Consider the following 20,045-nt stretch of genomic DNA (forward strand, 5'->3'; position numbering starts at 1 on the left):
CATACGCTGGTGTTTGTAACACAAATAGCAACCCAAACAATAAAGCTCGAACCTAGGCTCGAGCTTTATTGCTTTTTTGTGTGCCTATTATGTGAGTAGATACATCAATAAGAATCATCTACAACTTCTTTAAGAAATTTCTCTAGCCTATTTGGCATCCAAGATTCGGTAGTAGAAATCGGAAATGCAGAATGACCTCCTCTTTTAGGCATATCAAGAAATATATTATCAGATGTTCTTGCCACATCGATAGGATAACAGCTGTCAGACAAAAATGGATCATTTTGGGCATTCACCACTAAAGTCGGTATACGGATCTTTTTTAGAGAATTTAAGCAACTACCCGCTGAATAGAAATCATTTAGCGATTTAAAGCCAGAAAATGGGGCGGTAAAATGTGCAGAGAATGCTTGTATAGACTTCATTTCATCCAGTGCATTTACATCGAATATACCGGGGTGGTAAACTTCCAGTTTGCGCACTTTATTTTTTAGTTTATGCAAAAATTTTCGAGCGTAGACGCGGTTAATTAATCGGTCTATTTTCTGCTCAGATTTATGTAAGTCGCAGGGGACAGAAAAGGCAACAATGGCTCGTAAGTTTGCGGGTATGCTGTGTCTCCCTGCAAAATTTAGTACCATGTTGCCGCCTAATGAAAATCCCACAAGTATAATTGAGTTGTAGTTCTTAGCGTATTTCATCACTACAGCCTCTACGTCCTTAGTAGATCCGCCATGATAAAGTACCGGTAAACGGTTCATTTCTCGTCCACAACTTCGTGCATGCATTGCCAGAATGTCCCATCCAAGTGCATTAAAATGTACCGCCATTTGTTGCACATAATGACTTCTGGAATTACCTTCTAGCCCATGGCAGAGAATCATTAGTCTATCATTACCACCACGAATCCAATCGAGCTCTAAGAAATCCCCATCTGGCAATTCTAGTTTTTCAGTTTGATAAAGTGTATTGTCTCGTTTTACTCCAAAAACCGGGGCTATAGTTTGCAGGTGCCCACTGAAAAGGTAAGCTGGAGGACGATAATAGGATTGTATGATTGGCATTCTTGCGTATATAATTTATAGTAGTTTTAGTTGAGATCAGTTCGTATATCAAATACGCATAAAGGAGCTTTACTATGTCGATGTAAAGTCAGAAGCATGCACCTAATCAGAATACTTTTATAAGGAATGGATTTGAATAGTTGTACATATTCATTAGTTGATATAGGAATAATGGCAAAGTTACAAACTCATCCGGTCTGAGCAAATGAGAGGCAAATCTTACTCTTTAAAAATTGTAATCGATGAAACCTTGAATTCCCTATTATATTCAGAAAACACAATGTGTGGTTTTTGACTTCGATTGCTGCTGATTTTTCCAGATGGCTTAAAAAAACTAATTTTACCAACATGGATATAGGCCATAAATTAGTGAAGAATTAACTGAAAGATTTGCCGATACGAGAGATTTAATACGGATGATTAAAGATACACCCAATAAAATTATAAAATGGTTTTCCACTAAAATCGCAGAGCCATGGGTTTTGCGTCATTTTGCTTCTATAAAGTTTATTGGTGAACTGAATGTAGAACAGGATCGTTCTTGCTTAATGTTAATGAATCATTATAGCTTTAATGATGGGGCAATTCTGCATCGTATTTGCCGTACGATTTTAAAAAAGGAATTAAAAGCGATGGTGATCGAGGCGCAGCTAAAAGCGTTTCCTATATTGAAATACGTAGGTTGTTTTTCAATAAACAAAAAGTCACGAAAAATGATTGAATCGTTAAATTATTCTGCTGAGTTGCTTCAAGATCCAACAATAATGTTAGGTATTTATCCCCAGGCAGGGTTATTTTCTATGCATTTAAACACAGTACATTTTGAAAGTGGACTAGATTATATTTTAAAACGCACTCATGCAATACCTTTCCAAATTTTTTTCGGCGTAACATTGCTTGACTACTTGGAGAACTTTAAACCGGTAGCTCGGGTATACTTAAAAGAATATAAGGGCGAACGTCAGGTAGATCAAATGGAAGAAGCCTACAACCAATTTTACTTCGAATGCAAACAGAAGCAACAACGGTTATTTAATCCACCTGAAAGAGTTATTGATAAGATAGGATAATTATATTGATCTTGCTATAAAGCAAGATAACCCAGCTCGCGCACGTTTGCAATGCGTGCGAAATACTGGTTAGTGGTTACAAAATAGCAACCTAAACAATAAAGCTCGAGCTGAAAAGACAGAACTCGGGACATATCATCCTTTATACTTCTTATTTACCTCGTATATATCTCGAGTATACGTCTACTTGAATTCGACTTTAGTAAGTAAATCCACTCGAGCTAGTTTGCTATGCGTGCGAAATACTGGTTAGTGTTTGTAATAAGAAATAGCAACCCAAATAATGAAAATTTTATGTTCCAACTTACCGAAAAAGAGGTGGAAGATATGGTATCGCAAAATGCGATACCATTAAAGCAAGTTTTGGGTGGAGCTTTACCTTATGCTTTCACAGAACATGAGCAGCAGCAATAGAGTTGGTCAAGGATAAAATGCGTCGAGTATGCGTCAAGTATACGTCTAGTATACGTCGAGTATGCGTCTAGTATACGTCGAGTATGATCCGACCTAGGGTAGATAGTTTGGTTACTTAGCGCGAAAAGCATATAGTTTCGCACAATGCTTTAACATTCAGTTTCCGGGTTAGCGGCCAATTTATTTTTTAGGGTATGTGTTGCTTAAACACCTCAGGCTAGGGCGAATAATTGTTGAGTTGCAAAAAAAAGCCCATTAAAGGTTAAAATATCATAAGGTAATATTCAGGCGGTGTATTAATTTGGACCTTTTGTAGTTTAAGCTAGCTGCAGCTTTCAATCTTTATAACAACATTTTGCTGATGAGATTCACTTTCGTATTACTTGCTCTTGTATTTTCCATTCACACCTCTTTTTCTCAGAATAAAAAAACAAACGATTCCCAAAGCTATCGTGAACGGATTGATTTAAGTGGCGAATGGCAATTTGCATTAGATACCGCCAATGCAGGCGTTAAGCAAAAGTGGTTTTCGAAAAACCTTCCTGAATCGATCAAGCTCCCACAAACTACTGATGAAGCTAAAAAAGGCTTTCTGAATAAAGACACCACCACCATGCATCTTAACCGGGTGTATTGTTATGAAGGCGCGTCTTGGTATCGGAAAAAAGTAACCATTCCTAAATCATTTGGAAGCAGGTATGTAGAACTGTTGTTGGAGCGAACCAAATCTTCGATGATCTGGGTGGATGATCAGCTAGTCGGAAATTCAACACTTCTTCAAACGGCACAACGGTTTGATGTGAGCAAATACCTCACACCCGGTGAGCATTTTATTACCATCCGCATTGATAACTCATTAAAACTGACTCCCTACGGAAACGTACATATTTACTCCGATGATACTCAAACCAACTGGAACGGTATTATTGGTAAGATATATTTAGAAGCTTCTTCCAAAACTCATATAACCAATCTTCAGGTTTTCCCTGATATTGAAAACAAAAGCTTTGCTATTAAGCTGGAAATAGATAATCCATCAGGTTTAAAAAATGCTACGGTTGATCTGTTAGTAGAGAAGCAAAAAGATGGAAAGGTTCAACACTTAAAAACAGTTAAGCAAACTAAAAAGCTTGATAAAACTATTGAGTTAAGCTATGATGTAAGTCAAAACTTTGATTTGTGGGATGAATATCAGCAACCGATCTATAAGCTAACAGCGATTGTTTCTACCGGAAAATCTAAAGATGCTCAATCGGTTAGTTTTGGTATGCGCAAGTTTGCTGTAAAAGGCACTCAGTTTGCCATAAATGACAGAACCACCTTTTTAAGAGGCAAACACGAAGCTTGTGTATTTCCATTAACCGGGCACCCGCCAATGGATGTGGAAGGCTGGTTAAGTGTTCTAAAAATAGCTAAGTCATACGGCATCAATCACTATCGTTTTCATTCCTATTGTCCGCCGGAAGCGGCTTTTACAGCAGCCGACCAGGTTGGTATTTATTTGCAGCCGGAACTTCCATTTTGGGGTGAGCTGAACACCGACTCGGTAGCCAATATGCTTCTTCAAGAAGGTAAAGCCATGCTGAAAAGTTACGCCAATCACCCTTCGTTTGTCATGTTTTCGCATGGAAATGAGTTAGGCGGTAACCTTGATAAAGTTCAAAAGAATATAGAAACCTTAAAAGCTTATGATGGTCGACCTTTATATACCGAAGGTTCAAATATTTACATTGGTTATCATGAGCCAGCGGCTATGTCTGATTTTTACTTAGGAGCAAGAACTCCTTCAAGCGGAGACACTGCCTTAACCCATATTCGTCTAACCCATGCTTTTGTTGATTCGCGTGATGGCGGAATTTTGAATACTCAACTTCCTTCAACAAAAGTGAATTTTGATTATGCGGTTTCTAAAATTAAGATTCCGATAGTAAGTCATGAAATAGGTCAGTATCAGATTTATCCTGATTTTAATGAAATCAAGAAATACACCGGTGTATTAGAAGCCCGAAATTTGATGGTTTTCAGAGATCGTTTGAAAAATGCCGGAATGCTGGATCAGGATATTGTTTTTCAAAAAGCATCAGGAGCATGGTCGGCATTGTGTTATAAAGCGGAAATGGAAGCTGCAATCAGAACCAAGGGAATGGGCGGTTTTCAATTGCTCGATCTGCAAGATTTCCCGGGACAGGGGACAGCCCTTGTGGGTATTCTGGATGCATTTATGGATAGTAAAAATGTAATCAGTAAACAAGACTGGCTTAGCTCATGCAATGATGCTGTATTATTGCTGGAGTTTCCGAAGTATTGTTATACCAATAAGGAAACGTTTAATGCTGATATAGTAGTTGCCAATTACTCAAATAAGTTAGTAAATGGCTTATGCTGGGAAGTTAAAAATAGCAGTGGTGTGGTGTTGAAAGAGGGGGCGCTGAATGATTTGAAAATTGATGTTGGTGGCTTAACTAATGCAGCGAATGTGAGTTTTCAGCTTTCGGAGATAACCAAGGCGGAAAAACTAACTATTAACTTGTCGGCAAATGATGGGCTTTATATTAATTCGTACCCTATTTGGGTTTACCCGGAATTAAAGACGACTCCTGTTTCTGAAAACGTGACCGTTGTTAATAGTTTAACTAATGAAACAATAACTAAGCTGAAAGCAGGGGGTAAAGTGTTATTGTTTCCGCAAACAGCTGATGTAAAGAAAAATAGTATTGCAGGCTTATTTCCGCCTGAATTTTGGAACTGGGGCATGTTTAAAGGAATAAGCGAATGGGCCAAGAAACCGGTTTCGCCAGGTACTTTGGGTATTTTAACCGATCCGCAGCATCCGATTTTTAATTCATTTCCAACAGATTCACATACCAACTGGCAATGGTTTTCGATTATAAAAGCCAGTAATGCGCTTATATTGGATGATTTAAGCAATAATTACAGTCCTATTGTTCAGGTGATTGATAACCTTGAGCGGAACCATAAATTAGGTTTGGTGTTCGAGTTTAAGGTTGGAGATGGAAAATTGTTGGTATGCATGTCGCAATTGCTTGAAATCAAGCAGCATCCGGAAGCTTTACAATTCTATCAATCGTTGATCAATTATATGAATTCAACTGATTTTAATCCTAAGTATCAAATTGAGCCTATAGAATTGAGTAAGTTGTTAAGAATTTAAAGAACAAAAACACTCATAAATTACAGCATACTTTGGGTTAAACAGTTTGGGTAGTCTTTAAAAATCAGTATCTTTTATCAACTATTTACAAATGGTAAAAATTAAATCTCTGTACTTTTAAACATTAAACAATTATGAAAAAAATTGCGCTCTTATTGATTATTGCACTTGCTAGTATTCAGGTTGCCAGTGCCCAAAAGAAATGGGACGACCTTTCAAAAGAAGAGAAAATCTCCAAAGCAAAGGCCTTTAGGGCTGATAATCAAAATTACTTGAAGACTACCTTGGGCATGACTGCAACCCAACTGACAGATATTGATAATGTAAATGCATGTTACCTGTCAACCCTTGATCGAATAGATCGTTACGGGAAAACCGATGAGGATAAAGAAAAATTAGCCGAATTTGCCACTGCTGCGCGTAGTGCTCAGCTCGACGCAATTATGGGAACGGAAAAACGCGATAAGTTTGTTGCCTATGTTCAGGAGAAATTAAAAAAAGCGGGTGTTAATTTGGAATAATTCCTTGTTTAATATGAAACTTGGGAAGCCCCTGCAAACCATTTGATTGCAGGGGTTTTGTGATTTTAAGTGCCATTGTCTTGTTGTTTACCGATTCAATTTCTTATTTTTCGGTATACCAATTTATCATCATATCTAACTGCTTTTAGAATTATGCTGCGAACCCTTCGTTGTACAAGTCTTTTCTTATTATCCCTCCTCATAAATCTTCATTCGGCTTATTCAACAACTATTAATGGCATTGGTGTTCCTTTTGTTGAGAACTACTCAAAAACAGTTTATCAGGCGGGAAATCAGAATTGGTCAGTTGCTAAAAGTAAAAGTGGTGTAATGTTTTATGGTAATTCCGAAGGGTTACTTAGTTATGACGGTCGTTATTGGCAGCTTTATAAAATGCCTAATAACGTGATTGTACGTAGTGTTGCCACAGACGGGAACAAGGTTTATGCAGGGGCTTTTGGTGAATTTGGTTATTGGGATTATAACGTACATGGAAAATTCAGCTATACTTCATTAATTTCACTTATTCCTAAAAGTCATCCGTTAAATGGAGAGGTTTGGAAAATTTATGTGGATGCAAGCAGAGTGATTTTTCAAACATTCGACTGTATCTACATTTATTCAAAAGGAAAGATAAGTGTGGTTGATGTAAAAGAACCTTATCTGTTTTTGCTGAAGGCGGGCAGCCGTTATTTTGCTCAAAAGCAAGCGAATGGCTTGTATGAGTTAAAAGGAAATGTCTTGGAGCTCATTAAGGGAACCGAGTCTATTGGCCATTCAGGGGTATTATCGGTACTGCCATTTAAAAATCAAATTTTAATTGGTACAGCTAAAAACGGTCTTTTTGTATACGATGGAACTGAAGTTAAACCCTGGATCACACAGGCTGATAATTTTCTCAAAACCTATCAGCTGAACAATGGTGTTGTGCTTTTTGATAAATATGTGGCCTATGGAACCATTCTAAACGGCATTGTGATCATTGATGAACGAGGAAATGTAATCCAACGAATCAATAAATCAAGCGGATTGCAAAATAATACGGTTTTGAGTCTGTTTACTGATGAAGCTCAGAATTTGTGGGCGGGATTGGATAACGGGATCGATCGTATTGAGCTAAACTCTTCACTATATTTTTATTTCGATAAGGCAGGACAATTTGGGACGGTTTATTCAAGTATCATCCATCAGAATAAAATTTACATAGGTACCAATCAAGGACTTTTTTACAGTAACTGGCCGGTGCAGGCCAATGTTTTCCATGCGTTCGATTTTAAATTCATCCCTAATTCGCAAGGTCAGGTTTGGGACTTGGCGCTTATTGATGGCAATTTATTTAGTGGGAGTAATGAAGGAACATTCTTGGTGAATAATGGCGCAATCCGTAGAATTTCATCAGTTAACGGCGGATGGGTAATTAAAAAGCTGAATGCTAATCCGAACGTTCTAATCCAGGGAAATTACACTGGATTAGCATTTTACCGGAAAGACGCGAACGGCAACTGGCAGTTTTCAAACCAACTAAAAGGATTCGGTGAACCTTCGAGGTTTATTGAACAAGATGCGCGTGGGCAATTATGGGTGAGCCATGCATACAAAGGCATTTATAAGGTTACCCTTTCGGCCGATTTGCAAACGGCTACTTCTGTAACGTATTATGATGGGAAAAAGGGGTTGCCAGGCAGCTATAATATAAACGTGTTTAACCTTGAAGGAAAAATTCTGTTCTCATCAGATAAAGGGTTTTTTATCTACGATGATATTTCGGATAAGTTTAAGCCTTATACTGAGTTAAATGAATTGTTAGGTTCGTTCGCATCATCTAACAGAGTTATTCCAGCAGAAGGAAAACGGTATTGGTTGGTCAATCATGGCAAGGTGGCTTTGGCCAACTTTGCCACACCTGGTAAAGTACTAATTGATTCGGTTAGGTTTAATATGCTTAGCGGACATATGGTGCAGTATTATGAGAATATCAACCGTATTAATGCATCACTTTATTTGATTAGTGTTGATGATGGCTTTGTGCTTTATAATGAGAGTAATGACAATGGTAAAGCCTCAAATCTGCCCAGCGTATTAATCCGTAAAATTGAAAACGCTACCGGTAAAAGCACAGTAATTGCTGAAACGGATAAGCATTCTTCGACCATTACTTTGCCCAATAATCAAAATAACATTCGCATCTCTTATGCCCTTCCATATTATCAGAAAGGAAACGTGCAATATCAGTATTTTCTAGAGGGGTATTCGGGTGAATGGTCTGAGTGGAGCGGACAATCCCAGAAAGAATTTACCAACCTACCACATGGAACCTACCATTTTAGGGTTAGGGCCCAGGTTATGGGAAGTTTTTTAACTCCAATTACTGAGCTAACCTTTGAGATTTCTCCACCTTGGTATGCAAGTATGTGGGCATGGTTGGTCTACCTGTTATTGTTTATAATAGCAGTGATCCGTTTCAGGAAACTCTACTATAAAAAGCTGGCTAAACATCAGCTCGAAATAGAAGAACAATTGCTGAAAGAACAAGAGGAGTTCCGCAAGCAGGAAGCCCTGGCCAACGAACGCAAAATTGCCCAGTTGCAGAAGGAACAGCTCGAAGCTGATTTGGCTGGAAAGAAACGTGAAATGGCCAATACCACCATGAATATCGTTTATAAGAACGAACTACTTGAAAAAATAAGGGATGAGATCCATAATCTGACCGACGCCACTGGTAATTTGCTATCCTATGATCAACTAAAGAAAATACAGAAAGTAATTGATGAAGGGATGAATGATGAACGTGATTGGAATGTTTTCGAGAATAGTTTCAATGAAGCCCAAGGAAACTTTTTCAAAAAACTAAAAGGCGCTCACCCTGATCTGGTGCCAAACGACCTTAAACTTTGTGCTTACCTGCGTATGAATATGAGTAGTAAGGAAATGGCCTCATTGCTCAATATTACTGTTCGTGGAGTTGAAATCAGACGCTACAGGCTGCGGAAAAAGCTGAATTTACCACATGATAAGAACCTTGCAGAGTATCTTATGGAGCAATAATTAATGCTAAAGGAACCAGAAACCAATCATGAAGCTTTATAGGTGAAAGCAGTGATTTCACCTGTTTTACCTCTCCGGGTTATAAAACTAAAGAAGAGACTATACTTAGCTTAATTGCTCAATATAAAGTTCCTGATTTAATGATTTGATACTATAGACTACGGAAAAAGCTGAATTTGCACATTGTAAGAACTTTGCGCAGTATCTCAAGGAGCAATAAACACTACATCATTACCTCTCATAATCTAATTGTAACTGCTACACTAACCTTATGTTTTTATTCTGACTGGATCGGCATAAAAAGCAACTCTACCGACTTGAAACAGCTAAAAATGGCTTCATTGATACTATAGAGGCTGTTTTTGTTTTTTGATGACGTATTAATGTAGAAGTACTTTATTATGTTTCATGCGAATCTTCTCTCAAATTAGTATAGCAATCAATCTATCAACTGATTTTAATTAACAACTGATTTAATCTATTATGAAAAGATTATTTACCCACTGCCTCTATGGGGTATTCCTATGTATTCTTTTCGCAGCAAGTGCATTTGCCCAAAATGCCTTTACGTTGCGTGGTAAAGTAACTGATGCAAAAGGTATTGGATTGCCCGCTGTTAGTGTTGCTGTTAAAGGAACAACAAAAGGAACCCAAACTGATCCTGAGGGAAACTTCTCTCTTCAGGTTAATACCGGAAATACACTTGTTTTTACCTACCTGGGATTCGAATCAAAAGAAATTGTGGTAAGCACTGCCACCACCTTAAACGTACAGCTTGTGGAAACAAGTACTGCGCTGGAACAAGTGGTAGTGGTTGGTTACGGTGTTCAAAAGAAACTGGATGTTACCGGTTCAGTAGCACAGGTAAAAGGGGCTGAGATTTCCAAACAATCGGTACCTAATGCGGTGAGCGCCTTGCAAGGTAAGGTTGCTGGTGTGCAAATAACCAATTCAGGCGTTGCCGGAACTTCACCACAGATTCGTATTCGTGGTTTGGGAACAGCTTACGGAGATGCTAACCCATTATACGTTGTGGATGGTGCCTGGTACAATGATATCGGCTTTTTAAATCCCAACGATATAGAATCTATGAACATCTTGAAAGATGCCTCTAGTGAAGCGATTTATGGTATCCGTGCTGCCAATGGGGTGGTACTTATTACCACTAAAAAAGGTAAAGGTGATACCCGCATATTTTACAACGGATATGTGGGTTTGCAAACGATTAATAACACCATTAAAATGGCCAATGCATCTCAGTATGCAACATTAATTAATGAGTTAAACAATGCGACAACTTTTCCAAATGTCAATGCTTATGGCAATGGTACCGATTGGATGGAGCAAGTTACCCGAACTTCATTTACTACCAACCAATATTTAACGTTTAGCGGAGGTTCTGAGAAAACCACTTATAACTATTCAGTTGGCTATTTTAGTCAGGGGGGGAATGTTGAAAAGAATCAGTACAGCCGTATTACAGGTCGTTTGCAGAATGACTTATTAGCAACCAAATGGCTAAAAGTAGGTTACAATGCCATCCTCGAAAGTCATAAATCTACAGATGTTCCAAATGATATCATCTACAAGGCAGTAACCGCAGCACCAGTAGTTCCAGTTTACTATGCCGATGGAACCTGGGGCGACCCTGCTGACTATCCGGTAGGAAATGTTCCTAATAATCCTGCTCTTCAGTTGGATGTATTTACGCAACAATCAAAGGGCAGAAGAATAACAGGAAGTGCATATGCAGAGATTTATCTAACAAAGGGCCTTACTTTCAAAAGCAATTTTGGTGGAGAGTATAGTGATGTTGATCGCAGAACTTATAATCCGGTTTATAATTTTAATGCGGAAACCAACACTCCTATACATACCCAGTATAATCAAATCAGCTTGTTGACCATTAATCAGGATGAGAATCAAAACTGGGTTTGGGAGAATACCCTAACATATGAAAAAACACTCGATCAGCATCGATTTACGGTTTTGGGGGGTATTTCTGCACAACGTTATAAGAACTATAATGTCGAAGGATCAGCTCGAAACGTGCCCAACAACACTTCCGGTGATTTATACTTGGCTTTAGGCGATAATGATACCCGAACGATCAAAGACGGGGGAGCTCTAGCTACGGCTCAATCTTATTTCGGACGTATTAACTATGCTTATAAAGATACTTATCTGCTAAATGCATCCCTCAGGGCCGATGGATCTTCAAAGTATCCTAGTGATAATCGTTGGGGATATTTTCCTTCGATTGGAGTTGGATGGGTAATTAGCCATGAGGACTTTATGAAAGATGTTACATGGGTTAACGATTTAAAATTTCGTGGAAGTTGGGGTGTTGTAGGTAATTCTTCAATACAGTCTGATATTTCAACCTTAACAGTTGATCAAAAGCCAGAGTTCACAGCTGTTTTTGGTGGCTTGCCTTATACCGGAGCAAATGTTACCTCCATCGTTCCTCCTACACTTCTATGGGAGCGTGGCGAAGGAACCGATATTGCTTTGGAAGGAGCCTTTCTCGACAATCGATTAACGGCTGAAATTGACTGGTACAACAGAACTACCACAAGGGCCATTTTTCCTATTCCTGTATTAACCTCCTTAGGAACCACCTCTTCTCAGGTAATTGGTAACCAAGCCGATATTCGAAACAGGGGTATGGAATTTAGTTTAGGATGGAAGGATGGAAACTCAACAGGTTTTACTTATTCGGTGAACGGAAACTTAAGCGTTAATAATAATAAGGTCACAAAAGTTGAATCTGGTAATAATCCTATTTATGCGGGCGGCGATGCCGCTACCGGTGGTCAATTGAGTAACCGATCAATGGTGGGTCAGCCTTTGGCTCAGTTCTATGGGCTAATAGTAGATGGGGTCTTCCAAACCGACACAGAGGTAGCAAGCTCGGCCCAGCCAGATGCCAGTCCAGGTGATTTTAGATACAGAGATGTTGATGGCAATGGGATAATTGATGCGCGTGATCGCCAGGTGCTCGGTAATCCTAATCCTAAATACATGTATGGTATAAATACCAGTTTCGCATATAAGGCATTTGATTTGGCTCTGGATTTTCAAGGGGTAGCAGGTGTTGAAATCTACAATGCCAACAAAGGTGTACGCTTTGGTTCTGAAAACTATAGTAAAGACTTCTACGATCACCGTTGGCATGGGGAGGGAACCTCTAATTCATATCCTTCTGCTAATGTGGGCGGAGGTCAAAATTATCTTCCAAACTCTTGGTATGTAGAAAGTGGTAGCTACTTCCGAATCAGGAATATTCAATTGGGCTACACGTTTCCAACCGAATTAACCTCAAAGTGGAAAATGCAAAAAGTGAGGTTGTATATCAATGCTCAAAACCCGATTACATTTTTTAGTTATACAGGTTTTAATCCCGAAGTGGGAACAGCCAAAGATGATGTGGGAGGTACCCCTAAAAACTTAAATACAGGTATTGATCGCGGGGCATATCCATTGTATGCCACCTACAATTTTGGCTTAAACGTTACATTTTAACATTAAAAACTAAGATCATGTACTTCGCAAATAATTCGATCATAACTACCAAAAACGTATTAGCCTTCATTTTGTCGGCAGGTATGGTTTTACAAAGTTGCAGTTCCAATTTTTTAGACGTTCCTCCACAGGCAAAAGAGCCTGCAGTAACCTTTTTTGTTTCAGAAGATGATGCCACCAAGGCTGTTAATTCTATTTATGCAAACCTGCGAGTTTGGAACCAGGTAGCTTTTGCAGCAATTGCGATAGAGAGTGTTCCTTCAGATGAGGCTGAAAAAGGCAGTAGCCCGGGTGATGCCACCTTTTTTAATAACTTTGATAATTTTACTTATACTGCAAGTGAAGGACAAATCCAGGATTTTTGGACCGGCCAGTATCAAAGTATTAACTTATGTAACCAGGTAATCGAAAATATTCCTCCCATTACGATGGATGAAAATTTAAAGACCCGTTACATTGCCGAGGCCAAATTTGTTCGCGCATACAACTATTTCAGGCTGGTACGCGCTTTTGGAGATGTGCCTTTACGATTAACATTGCCAAAAAGTTCTACAGAATTCAATATACCTCGTACCCCAAAAGAACAGGTTTGGGCAGCAATTGAACAAGATCTGACAGATGCGGCTGCGGTATTGCCAACAAGTTATCCATCTACTGATGTAGGCCGTGCAACAAAAGGAGCGGCTCTGGCATTACATGCAAAAGTGGCCATGTACCAAAAGAAATGGAATGATGTGCTGAACTATACCAATCAGGTAATGGCATTAGGGTATTCACTTTTCCCCAATTTCGAGCAATTGTTCAGAATAGCTAATGAAAATAATCCGGAATCGGTATTCGAAATCCAATGCCAAAGTTTACCAAATATTCAGGGCGCGTCGAACAGCCAGTACTCGCAAGTTCAAGGAGTGCGTGCTCAAAGCGGCGGAGGGTGGGGATTTAACGTTCCTACCGAAGCATTGGTAAATGCGTTTGAAGCTAACGATCCTCGCAGAGATGCCACGATAATTTTCAGGGGAGAAACCACTCCTGAAGGTGATGCTGTTGCGCCAACCGGCGATAATCCTCGATACAATCAAAAGTCTTACGTTCCGTTTACAGTACCTTTTAAACAAAACGAAGGCGAAGATCAGAATATCAGGGTTATTCGATTTGCAGAGGTTTTATTGATGAATGCAGAGGCTGCCAATGAGTTAGGGAATACAGCACAGGCATTACAATCATTGAATAGAGTTAGGTTGCGTGCACGGGGCGGAAATCCTAATATTCTGCCTGATGTGACAACTACGAATCAGGATCAGTTACGAACGGCAATCTATCATGAACGCCAGGTAGAATTAGCCATGGAATTCGATCGTTTCTTTGATGTGGTTCGGCAGGGACGAGGAGTTGCTGTATTAGGCTCAAAAGGTTTTAAAGCTGGAAAAAATGAGGTGATGCCAATTCCGCAGAATGAGATCGATAAAAGTGCAGGTACTTTAACCCAAAACGTTGGTTATAATTAATCATTCAAATCGAATTTTATGAAAAGACATATAGTAAAACAGGCCTTATACTTGATTGCAGGGGTTTTCATTTTAAGTGCATGTAATGACGATAGTACCGATTATAAACCTGAAAAGCCAATTGGAGGCTATAACAGTGTGCGCGAAATAGCTCCTGAGAGTTTGGTAGGTTATTGGGCCTTTGAAAATAGTTTAACTGACAGTGCCGGAAGTCTGCAAGCAGCTCCTACAAATGTTACCTATACCTCAGGTAAAAAAGGACAAGGATTCCAAGGTGCAGCAAATGGTTACGCAGTAATTAACAATGCTGGATCAGTACTTCCGGCTTTAACAAGTTATACTATCTCATTTTGGGCCTATACAGCGCAGGCCTCAAAAGCAACAGGGATTTTTACTTTAAACAATAGCAAAGATTTTTGGGGTAACCTTGATATTTACCTCGAACCCTATGCACCCAAAGGTGTGCCTAATGTGGATAGCCTTTTCTTTAAGATTCACATGAATAATGATAATGTGGTATGGAAGGGCCAGTTCACCGATACTAAATTTGGTGCAGCGGTAAATAAATGGGTGCATATTGCAGCTACATACGATGGAGATAAGTCTATTTACAATGTGTACATTAACGGGAAACAGATAGGCGTAAATACTGCCGGTAATCCACAGGGGACCAAAGGGCCTAAATTACATGGTGATGATCCTGCCACTCATGATATTCCGTACGGACTACTCAAATTTGTCAATGCTTCTAAAATTGCTTTTGGTGCCTTCCAATTCCAAACCAGCCCGAGTTTGAATGAAGGTGGCTCGCCTCAGGATTGGGCCACCAACTATTCGGGGGCGCTTGATGAATTCAGGATTTACAATAAGGCCCTGGCTGAATCGGATATCAACTCCATTTATAAACTGGAGTCATTAGGGCGTTAAGATCAGCCGAAGTAAATGATGAAGCAAAAGCTCATTTTGTTGTTTCTAATTGTGTTGATTGTGGGTTACTCTTGTGGCAATGGCGACGAGAGTAATCCTCCTCAACCACCTCCTTCATCATTCAATTTTACCGGACTAACAGTTAACGGCGTTAATAACGGGTTTAGTTATATGGGTGTAAATACCAGACCAATAGTAAAACTTTCGTTTTCAAAGCCGATTGCTCAGAATACGGCCACACAAGGAATTTTATTTAAAGATGCAGCAGGTAATGATGTGCCGTACACTATTGCTTTTGAAAATTCGAACAGCATACTTTCCATTCAGCCAAGCATGAACTTAAGTTATCTGACAAAATATGCTGTTGCAGCAACTAAAAACCTTACTGCCGAAGATCAGGGTAAACTTTTAACCCCGGTAGTGGTTGAGTTGTTAACAGCATACGATAGCAATGATAAGTTTCCTGCAATTACAGATGATGAGCTATTAACCCTTGTTCAAAAGCAAACGTTCAAGTATTTCTGGGACTTTGCCCATCCTACAAGCGGTTTGGCCCGCGAACGTAACACATCCGGTGATTTAGTAACTATTGGAGGTTCTGGTTTCGGTGCGATGTCTATTGTAGTAGGTGTTCAGCGAAATTTTATATCAAGGCAGGAAGCGTTAACCCGATTAACCAAAATGGTTGATTTTTTAACGACGAGTGGGCAAAAGTTTCATGGGGCATTCCCACATTGGATGAATGGTAATACCGGTTCTGTAATCCCTTTTAGTAATAAAGATGATGGTGCCGATTTGGTGGAAACCTCTTTGTTAATGCAGGGTTTGCTGGTAGCTCGGCAATATTTTGACGGCAATAGTGTTGAGGAGACGGCTTTGCGCAATAAGATAAATGTGCTTTGGAACGGTGTCGAATGGAGCTGGTTCAGAAAGAACAATGAGAATGTATTGTATTGGCACTGGAGCCCCAATTATGGTTGGGATATGAATATGAAGATAAAAGGCTGGAATGAATGTTTGATCACCTACGTTTTAGCGGCTTCGTCTCCAACTTATTCAGTTCCAAAGGTAGCTTATGATGAAGGGTGGGCCAGTAATGGTTCCATGAAAAATGGCACTTCATATTATCAAATTCCTTTGCCTCTTGGTCCAGCCTATGGAGGCCCCCTCTTTTTTGCACACTATTCGTTTTTGGGTTTAGATCCGAATGGATTAAAAGATGCTTACGCTGATTATCAAACCCAGGTGGTGAACCATACTAAAATCAATTATCAGTATTGTGTGACGAACCCGCTGAATAATTATGGTTATGGCTCATCGTGCTGGGGACTAACGGCAAGTGATATTCCTAATGGGTATACTGCAAGTTCACCAACGAATGATGTTGGTGTAATTGCTCCAACGGCTGCAGTTTCTTCTTTACCCTATACGCCAACCGAGTCAATGGCTGCCTTACACTTTTTTTATTATAAACTCGGAGATAAGCTATGGGGTAACTATGGGTTTTACGATTCGTTCAGTTTAAAGCAGGCATGGTTTTCAAATTCTTATTTGGCTATTGATCAAGGGCCAATGATCGTAATGATCGAAAACTATCGAAGTAAGCTGATCTGGAATCTGTTAATGAGTTGTCCGGAAGTGAAAACCGGTTTAGTTAACCTCGGCTTTCAAAGCCCTAAACTGTAAATGTCCTTTGAAAAAGCTACTCATATTATTGATCCTGTTCTCTTTTTCAACAGCCTACGCTCAAAAGAGCCAATCGAAAAGCACACAGCTAACCGACGATCAGCTGTTGGATAAAGTACAGCAACAAACCTTTAAATATTTTTGGGATTTTGCCCATCCGGTAAGCGGCATGGCTCGCGAGCGGAGTAATACTTCGTTTGATTACGGAGCCGAAGTGGTAACTACGGGAGGGACCGGTTTTGGTGTAATGGCTCTCATTGTAGCTACTGAAAGAGGATGGATTACTCGCGATACCGCTGCACAACATATGCTGAAAATGGTGAAGTTTTTAGCAAAGGCTAATTCATTTCATGGTGTTTTTCCGCATTGGATGAATGGCGAAACGGGCAAGGTTATTCCTTTCGGCCGTAAAGACGACGGAGCAGATTTAGTGGAGTCTTCTTTTCTATTCCAGGGCTTACTTTGTGTTCGTCAATATTTTAATGGTAATAACCCAATTGAGTCGGAGCTAAGAAACCGAATTAACTGGCTTTGGAGTGAAATAGAGTGGGATTGGTTTACCCGTGGAGGCGAAGAAGTGCTCTATTGGCACTGGAGCCCTAACAATGATTGGGCGATGAACTTTCCGCTGCGTGGATACAACGAAACACTCATTACCTATGTTTTGGCAGCTTCGGCCGATCGCTATCCGGTTTCGGCGGCGGTTTATCATCGGGGCTTTGCTCAAAGTAATTTTTTTAAGAACGGTAAAACCTTCTATAATATTAAGCTTCCTTTAGGTTTCGACTATGGTGGTCCCTTATTTTTTGCACACTACTCGTTTCTTGGCCTCGATCCTCGTGGTTTAAAAGATCAATACGCTGATTACTGGGAGCAGAATAAGAATCATACACTAATTAATCGGGCTTACTGTATTGCCAATCCGAAGAAATTTAAAGGCTATGGTGAAAACTGTTGGGGCTTAACCGCCAGCGATAATCATTTAGGATATGGTGCTCAATCGCCAACCGAAGATCTGGGCGTAATTACACCTACAGGGGCTTTGTCATCGTTTCCTTATACTCCCGAATATTCTATGAAAGCACTAAAGCATTTTTATTATGATTTAGGAGATAAAATTTGGGGTGACTACGGCTTTGTCGATTCGTTTAATGAAACCGAAAACTGGTATGCCAAGTCCTATCTGGCAATAGATGAGGGCCCAATAGTAGTGATGATTGAGAATTACCGTACCGGTTTGCTTTGGAAACTGTTTATGAGCTGTCCCGAAGTGCAACGAGGCCTTAAAAAACTGGGCTTCGAAAGTCCTGCATTAAAAACAACCAACTGAAAGCTAGAACTATGAACCGTATAAAAACATGCTTTTTACTGTTTTTGTTGTTACAAACAACGGGTGTTTCTCTGGCTCAGCAAAAGCAAAAAACCTATTGTAATCCATTGAACATTGATTACGGCTATACACCTATACCTAACTTTTCAGAAGCCGGCCGGCATAGGGCAACCGCTGATCCGGTAATAGTACGGTACAAAGGCGATTATTATTTGTTTTCAACCAATCAGTGGGGCTATTGGTGGAGCAACGATATGCTTCATTGGAATTTTATTTCTAAATCATTCCTTCGTCCCGAGCATAAAGTATATGATGATTTATGCGCACCTGCTGTTTGGGTACAGGGAGATACGTTGCTGGTTTTCGGATCAACTTACTCCTCAAATTTTCCAATATGGATGAGTACAAATCCCAAGGCAAATGAATGGAAGGAAGCGGTGCATAATTTCGAGATTGGAGGATGGGACCCCGATTTCTTTGTTGATGATGATCAAAAGCTGTACATGTACAATGGAAGCAGTAATCGTTACCCTATGTATGGTATAGAACTCAATCGTAAAACATTTCAACCTATTGGAACGCGTAAAGAAACGTATTTGCTCGAACCCTGGCGTTATGGTTGGCAGCGTTTCGGAGAATATTTGGATGATACTTTTTTAGATCCATTCATTGAAGGTTCATGGATGACCAAATATAATGGCAAATACTACCTGCAGTACGGTGCTCCGGGTACCGAGTTTAGCGGTTATGCTGATGGTGTAGTGGTGGGAACTGGTCCGCTAGGCCCTTTTACGCCTCAATCAATGCCGTTTAGCTATAAGCCCGGTGGTTTTGCCAGAGGAGCTGGTCATGGAGCAACTTTTCAGGATGCCTGGGATAATTACTGGCATGTTTCAACTATAGTGCTTTCTGTTAAAAATAATTTCGAGCGGCGCATAGGCATTTGGCCCGCAGGTTTTGATAAGGATGATATGATGTACATGGATGTCGCTTTCGGCGATTATCCAACTTATTTGCCAACAGGAAAAGCGGATCACCTTAAAAGCAGCTTTACAGGCTGGATGTTGCTGAATTGCAATAAGCCGGTAACAGTTTCTTCAACATTGGGTAGTTATTCGGCCAATTATGCGGTTGATGAAAATTTGAAGACTTATTGGAGCGCCAAAACTGCCAATAAAGGAGAATGGATTCAAACAGATTTGGGCGAGGTCTCAACTGTCAAAGCTATTCAAATAAACTATGGTGATCAGGATGTTGATTCTTCATTCCTAGGCAAAAAGCAGGGCTCTTATCATCAATATAAAATCTATCAATCGAAAGATGGAAAAAGCTGGAGTGTTTTGGTAGATAAGAGCACCAACAAAACGGATGTTCCTCATGATTATGTAGAACTGGAAAAGCCGGTTCAAACCAGGTTTCTCAAACTAGAAAATATACATATGCCAACGGGCAAGTTTGCTATCAGTGGTTTGCGCGTATTTGGCAATGGAAATGGTGCTAAGCCAAATCCGGTCAAAGGTTTTATTGTCCTGCGAACCGAAAAAGATAAACGTAGCGCCTGGCTGAAATGGCAACTGGTTGATAATGCGTATGCCTACAATGTTTACGTTGGAACTGCCCCTGACAAATTATACAACTGCATTATGGTGCACAATGCTAATGAGTATTATTTCAAGGGGATGGATAAAGAAATACCCTATTATTTCTGTATTGAAGCGATCAATGAAAATGGCGTTTCATCGCGAACGGCAGTAATGGAGGTTAAATAGGAGTTATGTGTTGGCGA

General features: G+C 39.8%; 12 protein-coding genes. 11 read left to right on the forward strand and 1 reads right to left on the reverse strand.

Annotated features, from left to right (window positions below; translation table 11 throughout):
- Positions 1 to 104 precede the first annotated feature (104 nt).
- Complete coding sequence (locus NF867_RS15355) at positions 105 to 1,064, reverse strand: YheT family hydrolase (RefSeq protein WP_252589264.1); 960 nt, start codon at positions 1,062 to 1,064, stop codon at positions 105 to 107.
- Positions 1,065 to 1,480: 416 nt separating this feature from the next.
- Between NF867_RS15355 and NF867_RS15360 the strand changes: the two genes are divergently transcribed.
- The 11 genes from NF867_RS15360 to NF867_RS15410 all read left to right on the forward strand — a co-directional run bounded on the left by NF867_RS15360 (position 1,481) and on the right by NF867_RS15410 (position 20,028).
- A complete protein-coding gene (locus tag NF867_RS15360; RefSeq protein WP_252589265.1) occupies positions 1,481 to 2,134 on the forward strand; it encodes a 1-acyl-sn-glycerol-3-phosphate acyltransferase in 654 nt (217 codons plus the stop codon).
- 231 nt (positions 2,135 to 2,365) lie between these two features.
- Positions 2,366 to 2,548 carry an ORF6N domain-containing protein gene (locus NF867_RS15365; protein ID WP_341870054.1) on the forward strand — a complete coding sequence of 61 codons (183 nt, stop codon included), beginning with the start codon at positions 2,366 to 2,368 and terminating at the stop codon, positions 2,546 to 2,548.
- 361 nt (positions 2,549 to 2,909) lie between these two features.
- Positions 2,910 to 5,720, forward strand: a complete 2,811-nt coding sequence (locus NF867_RS15370) for a sugar-binding domain-containing protein (protein ID WP_252589267.1) — start codon at positions 2,910 to 2,912, stop codon at positions 5,718 to 5,720.
- Between the two features lie 134 nt (positions 5,721 to 5,854).
- Positions 5,855 to 6,241: a hypothetical protein gene (locus NF867_RS15375; RefSeq protein WP_252589268.1), complete on the forward strand. Its 387-nt coding sequence runs from the start codon at positions 5,855 to 5,857 to the stop codon at positions 6,239 to 6,241.
- Between the two features lie 153 nt (positions 6,242 to 6,394).
- Positions 6,395 to 9,286, forward strand: a complete 2,892-nt coding sequence (locus tag NF867_RS15380; protein WP_252589269.1) for a triple tyrosine motif-containing protein — start codon at positions 6,395 to 6,397, stop codon at positions 9,284 to 9,286.
- A gap of 483 nt (positions 9,287 to 9,769) precedes the next feature.
- Complete coding sequence (locus NF867_RS15385; RefSeq protein ID WP_252589270.1) at positions 9,770 to 12,811, forward strand: SusC/RagA family TonB-linked outer membrane protein; 3,042 nt, start codon at positions 9,770 to 9,772, stop codon at positions 12,809 to 12,811.
- A gap of 17 nt (positions 12,812 to 12,828) precedes the next feature.
- Positions 12,829 to 14,316 (forward strand): RagB/SusD family nutrient uptake outer membrane protein, encoded by a 1,488-nt coding sequence (locus tag NF867_RS15390; RefSeq protein ID WP_252589271.1) that lies wholly within the window; start codon positions 12,829 to 12,831, stop codon positions 14,314 to 14,316.
- Between the two features lie 18 nt (positions 14,317 to 14,334).
- Positions 14,335 to 15,243: a LamG domain-containing protein gene (locus tag NF867_RS15395; protein WP_252589272.1), complete on the forward strand. Its 909-nt coding sequence runs from the start codon at positions 14,335 to 14,337 to the stop codon at positions 15,241 to 15,243.
- A gap of 15 nt (positions 15,244 to 15,258) precedes the next feature.
- Positions 15,259 to 16,929, forward strand: a complete 1,671-nt coding sequence (locus NF867_RS15400; RefSeq protein WP_252589273.1) for a glucoamylase family protein — start codon at positions 15,259 to 15,261, stop codon at positions 16,927 to 16,929.
- Between the two features lie 7 nt (positions 16,930 to 16,936).
- A complete protein-coding gene (locus NF867_RS15405) occupies positions 16,937 to 18,259 on the forward strand; it encodes a glucoamylase family protein (protein ID WP_252589274.1) in 1,323 nt (440 codons plus the stop codon).
- An 11-nt stretch (positions 18,260 to 18,270) separates the two neighbouring features.
- Positions 18,271 to 20,028, forward strand: a complete 1,758-nt coding sequence (locus NF867_RS15410) for a family 43 glycosylhydrolase (protein ID WP_252589275.1) — start codon at positions 18,271 to 18,273, stop codon at positions 20,026 to 20,028.
- The last annotated feature ends 17 nt before the right edge of the window (positions 20,029 to 20,045 follow it).

This window comes from Solitalea agri (assembly GCF_023914155.1).
GTDB lineage: Bacteria > Bacteroidota > Bacteroidia > Sphingobacteriales > Sphingobacteriaceae > Solitalea > Solitalea agri.

Bases quoted from the DNA above. Each gene is read 5' to 3' on its own strand.
- NF867_RS15355 (WP_252589264.1), bottom strand. From the start codon at position 1,064: ATGCCAATCATACAATCCTATTATCGTCCTCCAGCTTACCTTTTCAGT.
- NF867_RS15360 (WP_252589265.1), top strand. From the start codon at position 1,481: ATGATTAAAGATACACCCAATAAAATTATAAAATGGTTTTCCACTAAA.
- NF867_RS15365 (WP_341870054.1), top strand. From the start codon at position 2,366: ATGCGTGCGAAATACTGGTTAGTGTTTGTAATAAGAAATAGCAACCCA.
- NF867_RS15370 (WP_252589267.1), top strand. From the start codon at position 2,910: ATGAGATTCACTTTCGTATTACTTGCTCTTGTATTTTCCATTCACACC.
- NF867_RS15375 (WP_252589268.1), top strand. From the start codon at position 5,855: ATGAAAAAAATTGCGCTCTTATTGATTATTGCACTTGCTAGTATTCAG.
- NF867_RS15380 (WP_252589269.1), top strand. From the start codon at position 6,395: ATGCTGCGAACCCTTCGTTGTACAAGTCTTTTCTTATTATCCCTCCTC.
- NF867_RS15385 (WP_252589270.1), top strand. From the start codon at position 9,770: ATGAAAAGATTATTTACCCACTGCCTCTATGGGGTATTCCTATGTATT.
- NF867_RS15390 (WP_252589271.1), top strand. From the start codon at position 12,829: ATGTACTTCGCAAATAATTCGATCATAACTACCAAAAACGTATTAGCC.
- NF867_RS15395 (WP_252589272.1), top strand. From the start codon at position 14,335: ATGAAAAGACATATAGTAAAACAGGCCTTATACTTGATTGCAGGGGTT.
- NF867_RS15400 (WP_252589273.1), top strand. From the start codon at position 15,259: ATGATGAAGCAAAAGCTCATTTTGTTGTTTCTAATTGTGTTGATTGTG.
- NF867_RS15410 (WP_252589275.1), top strand. From the start codon at position 18,271: ATGAACCGTATAAAAACATGCTTTTTACTGTTTTTGTTGTTACAAACA.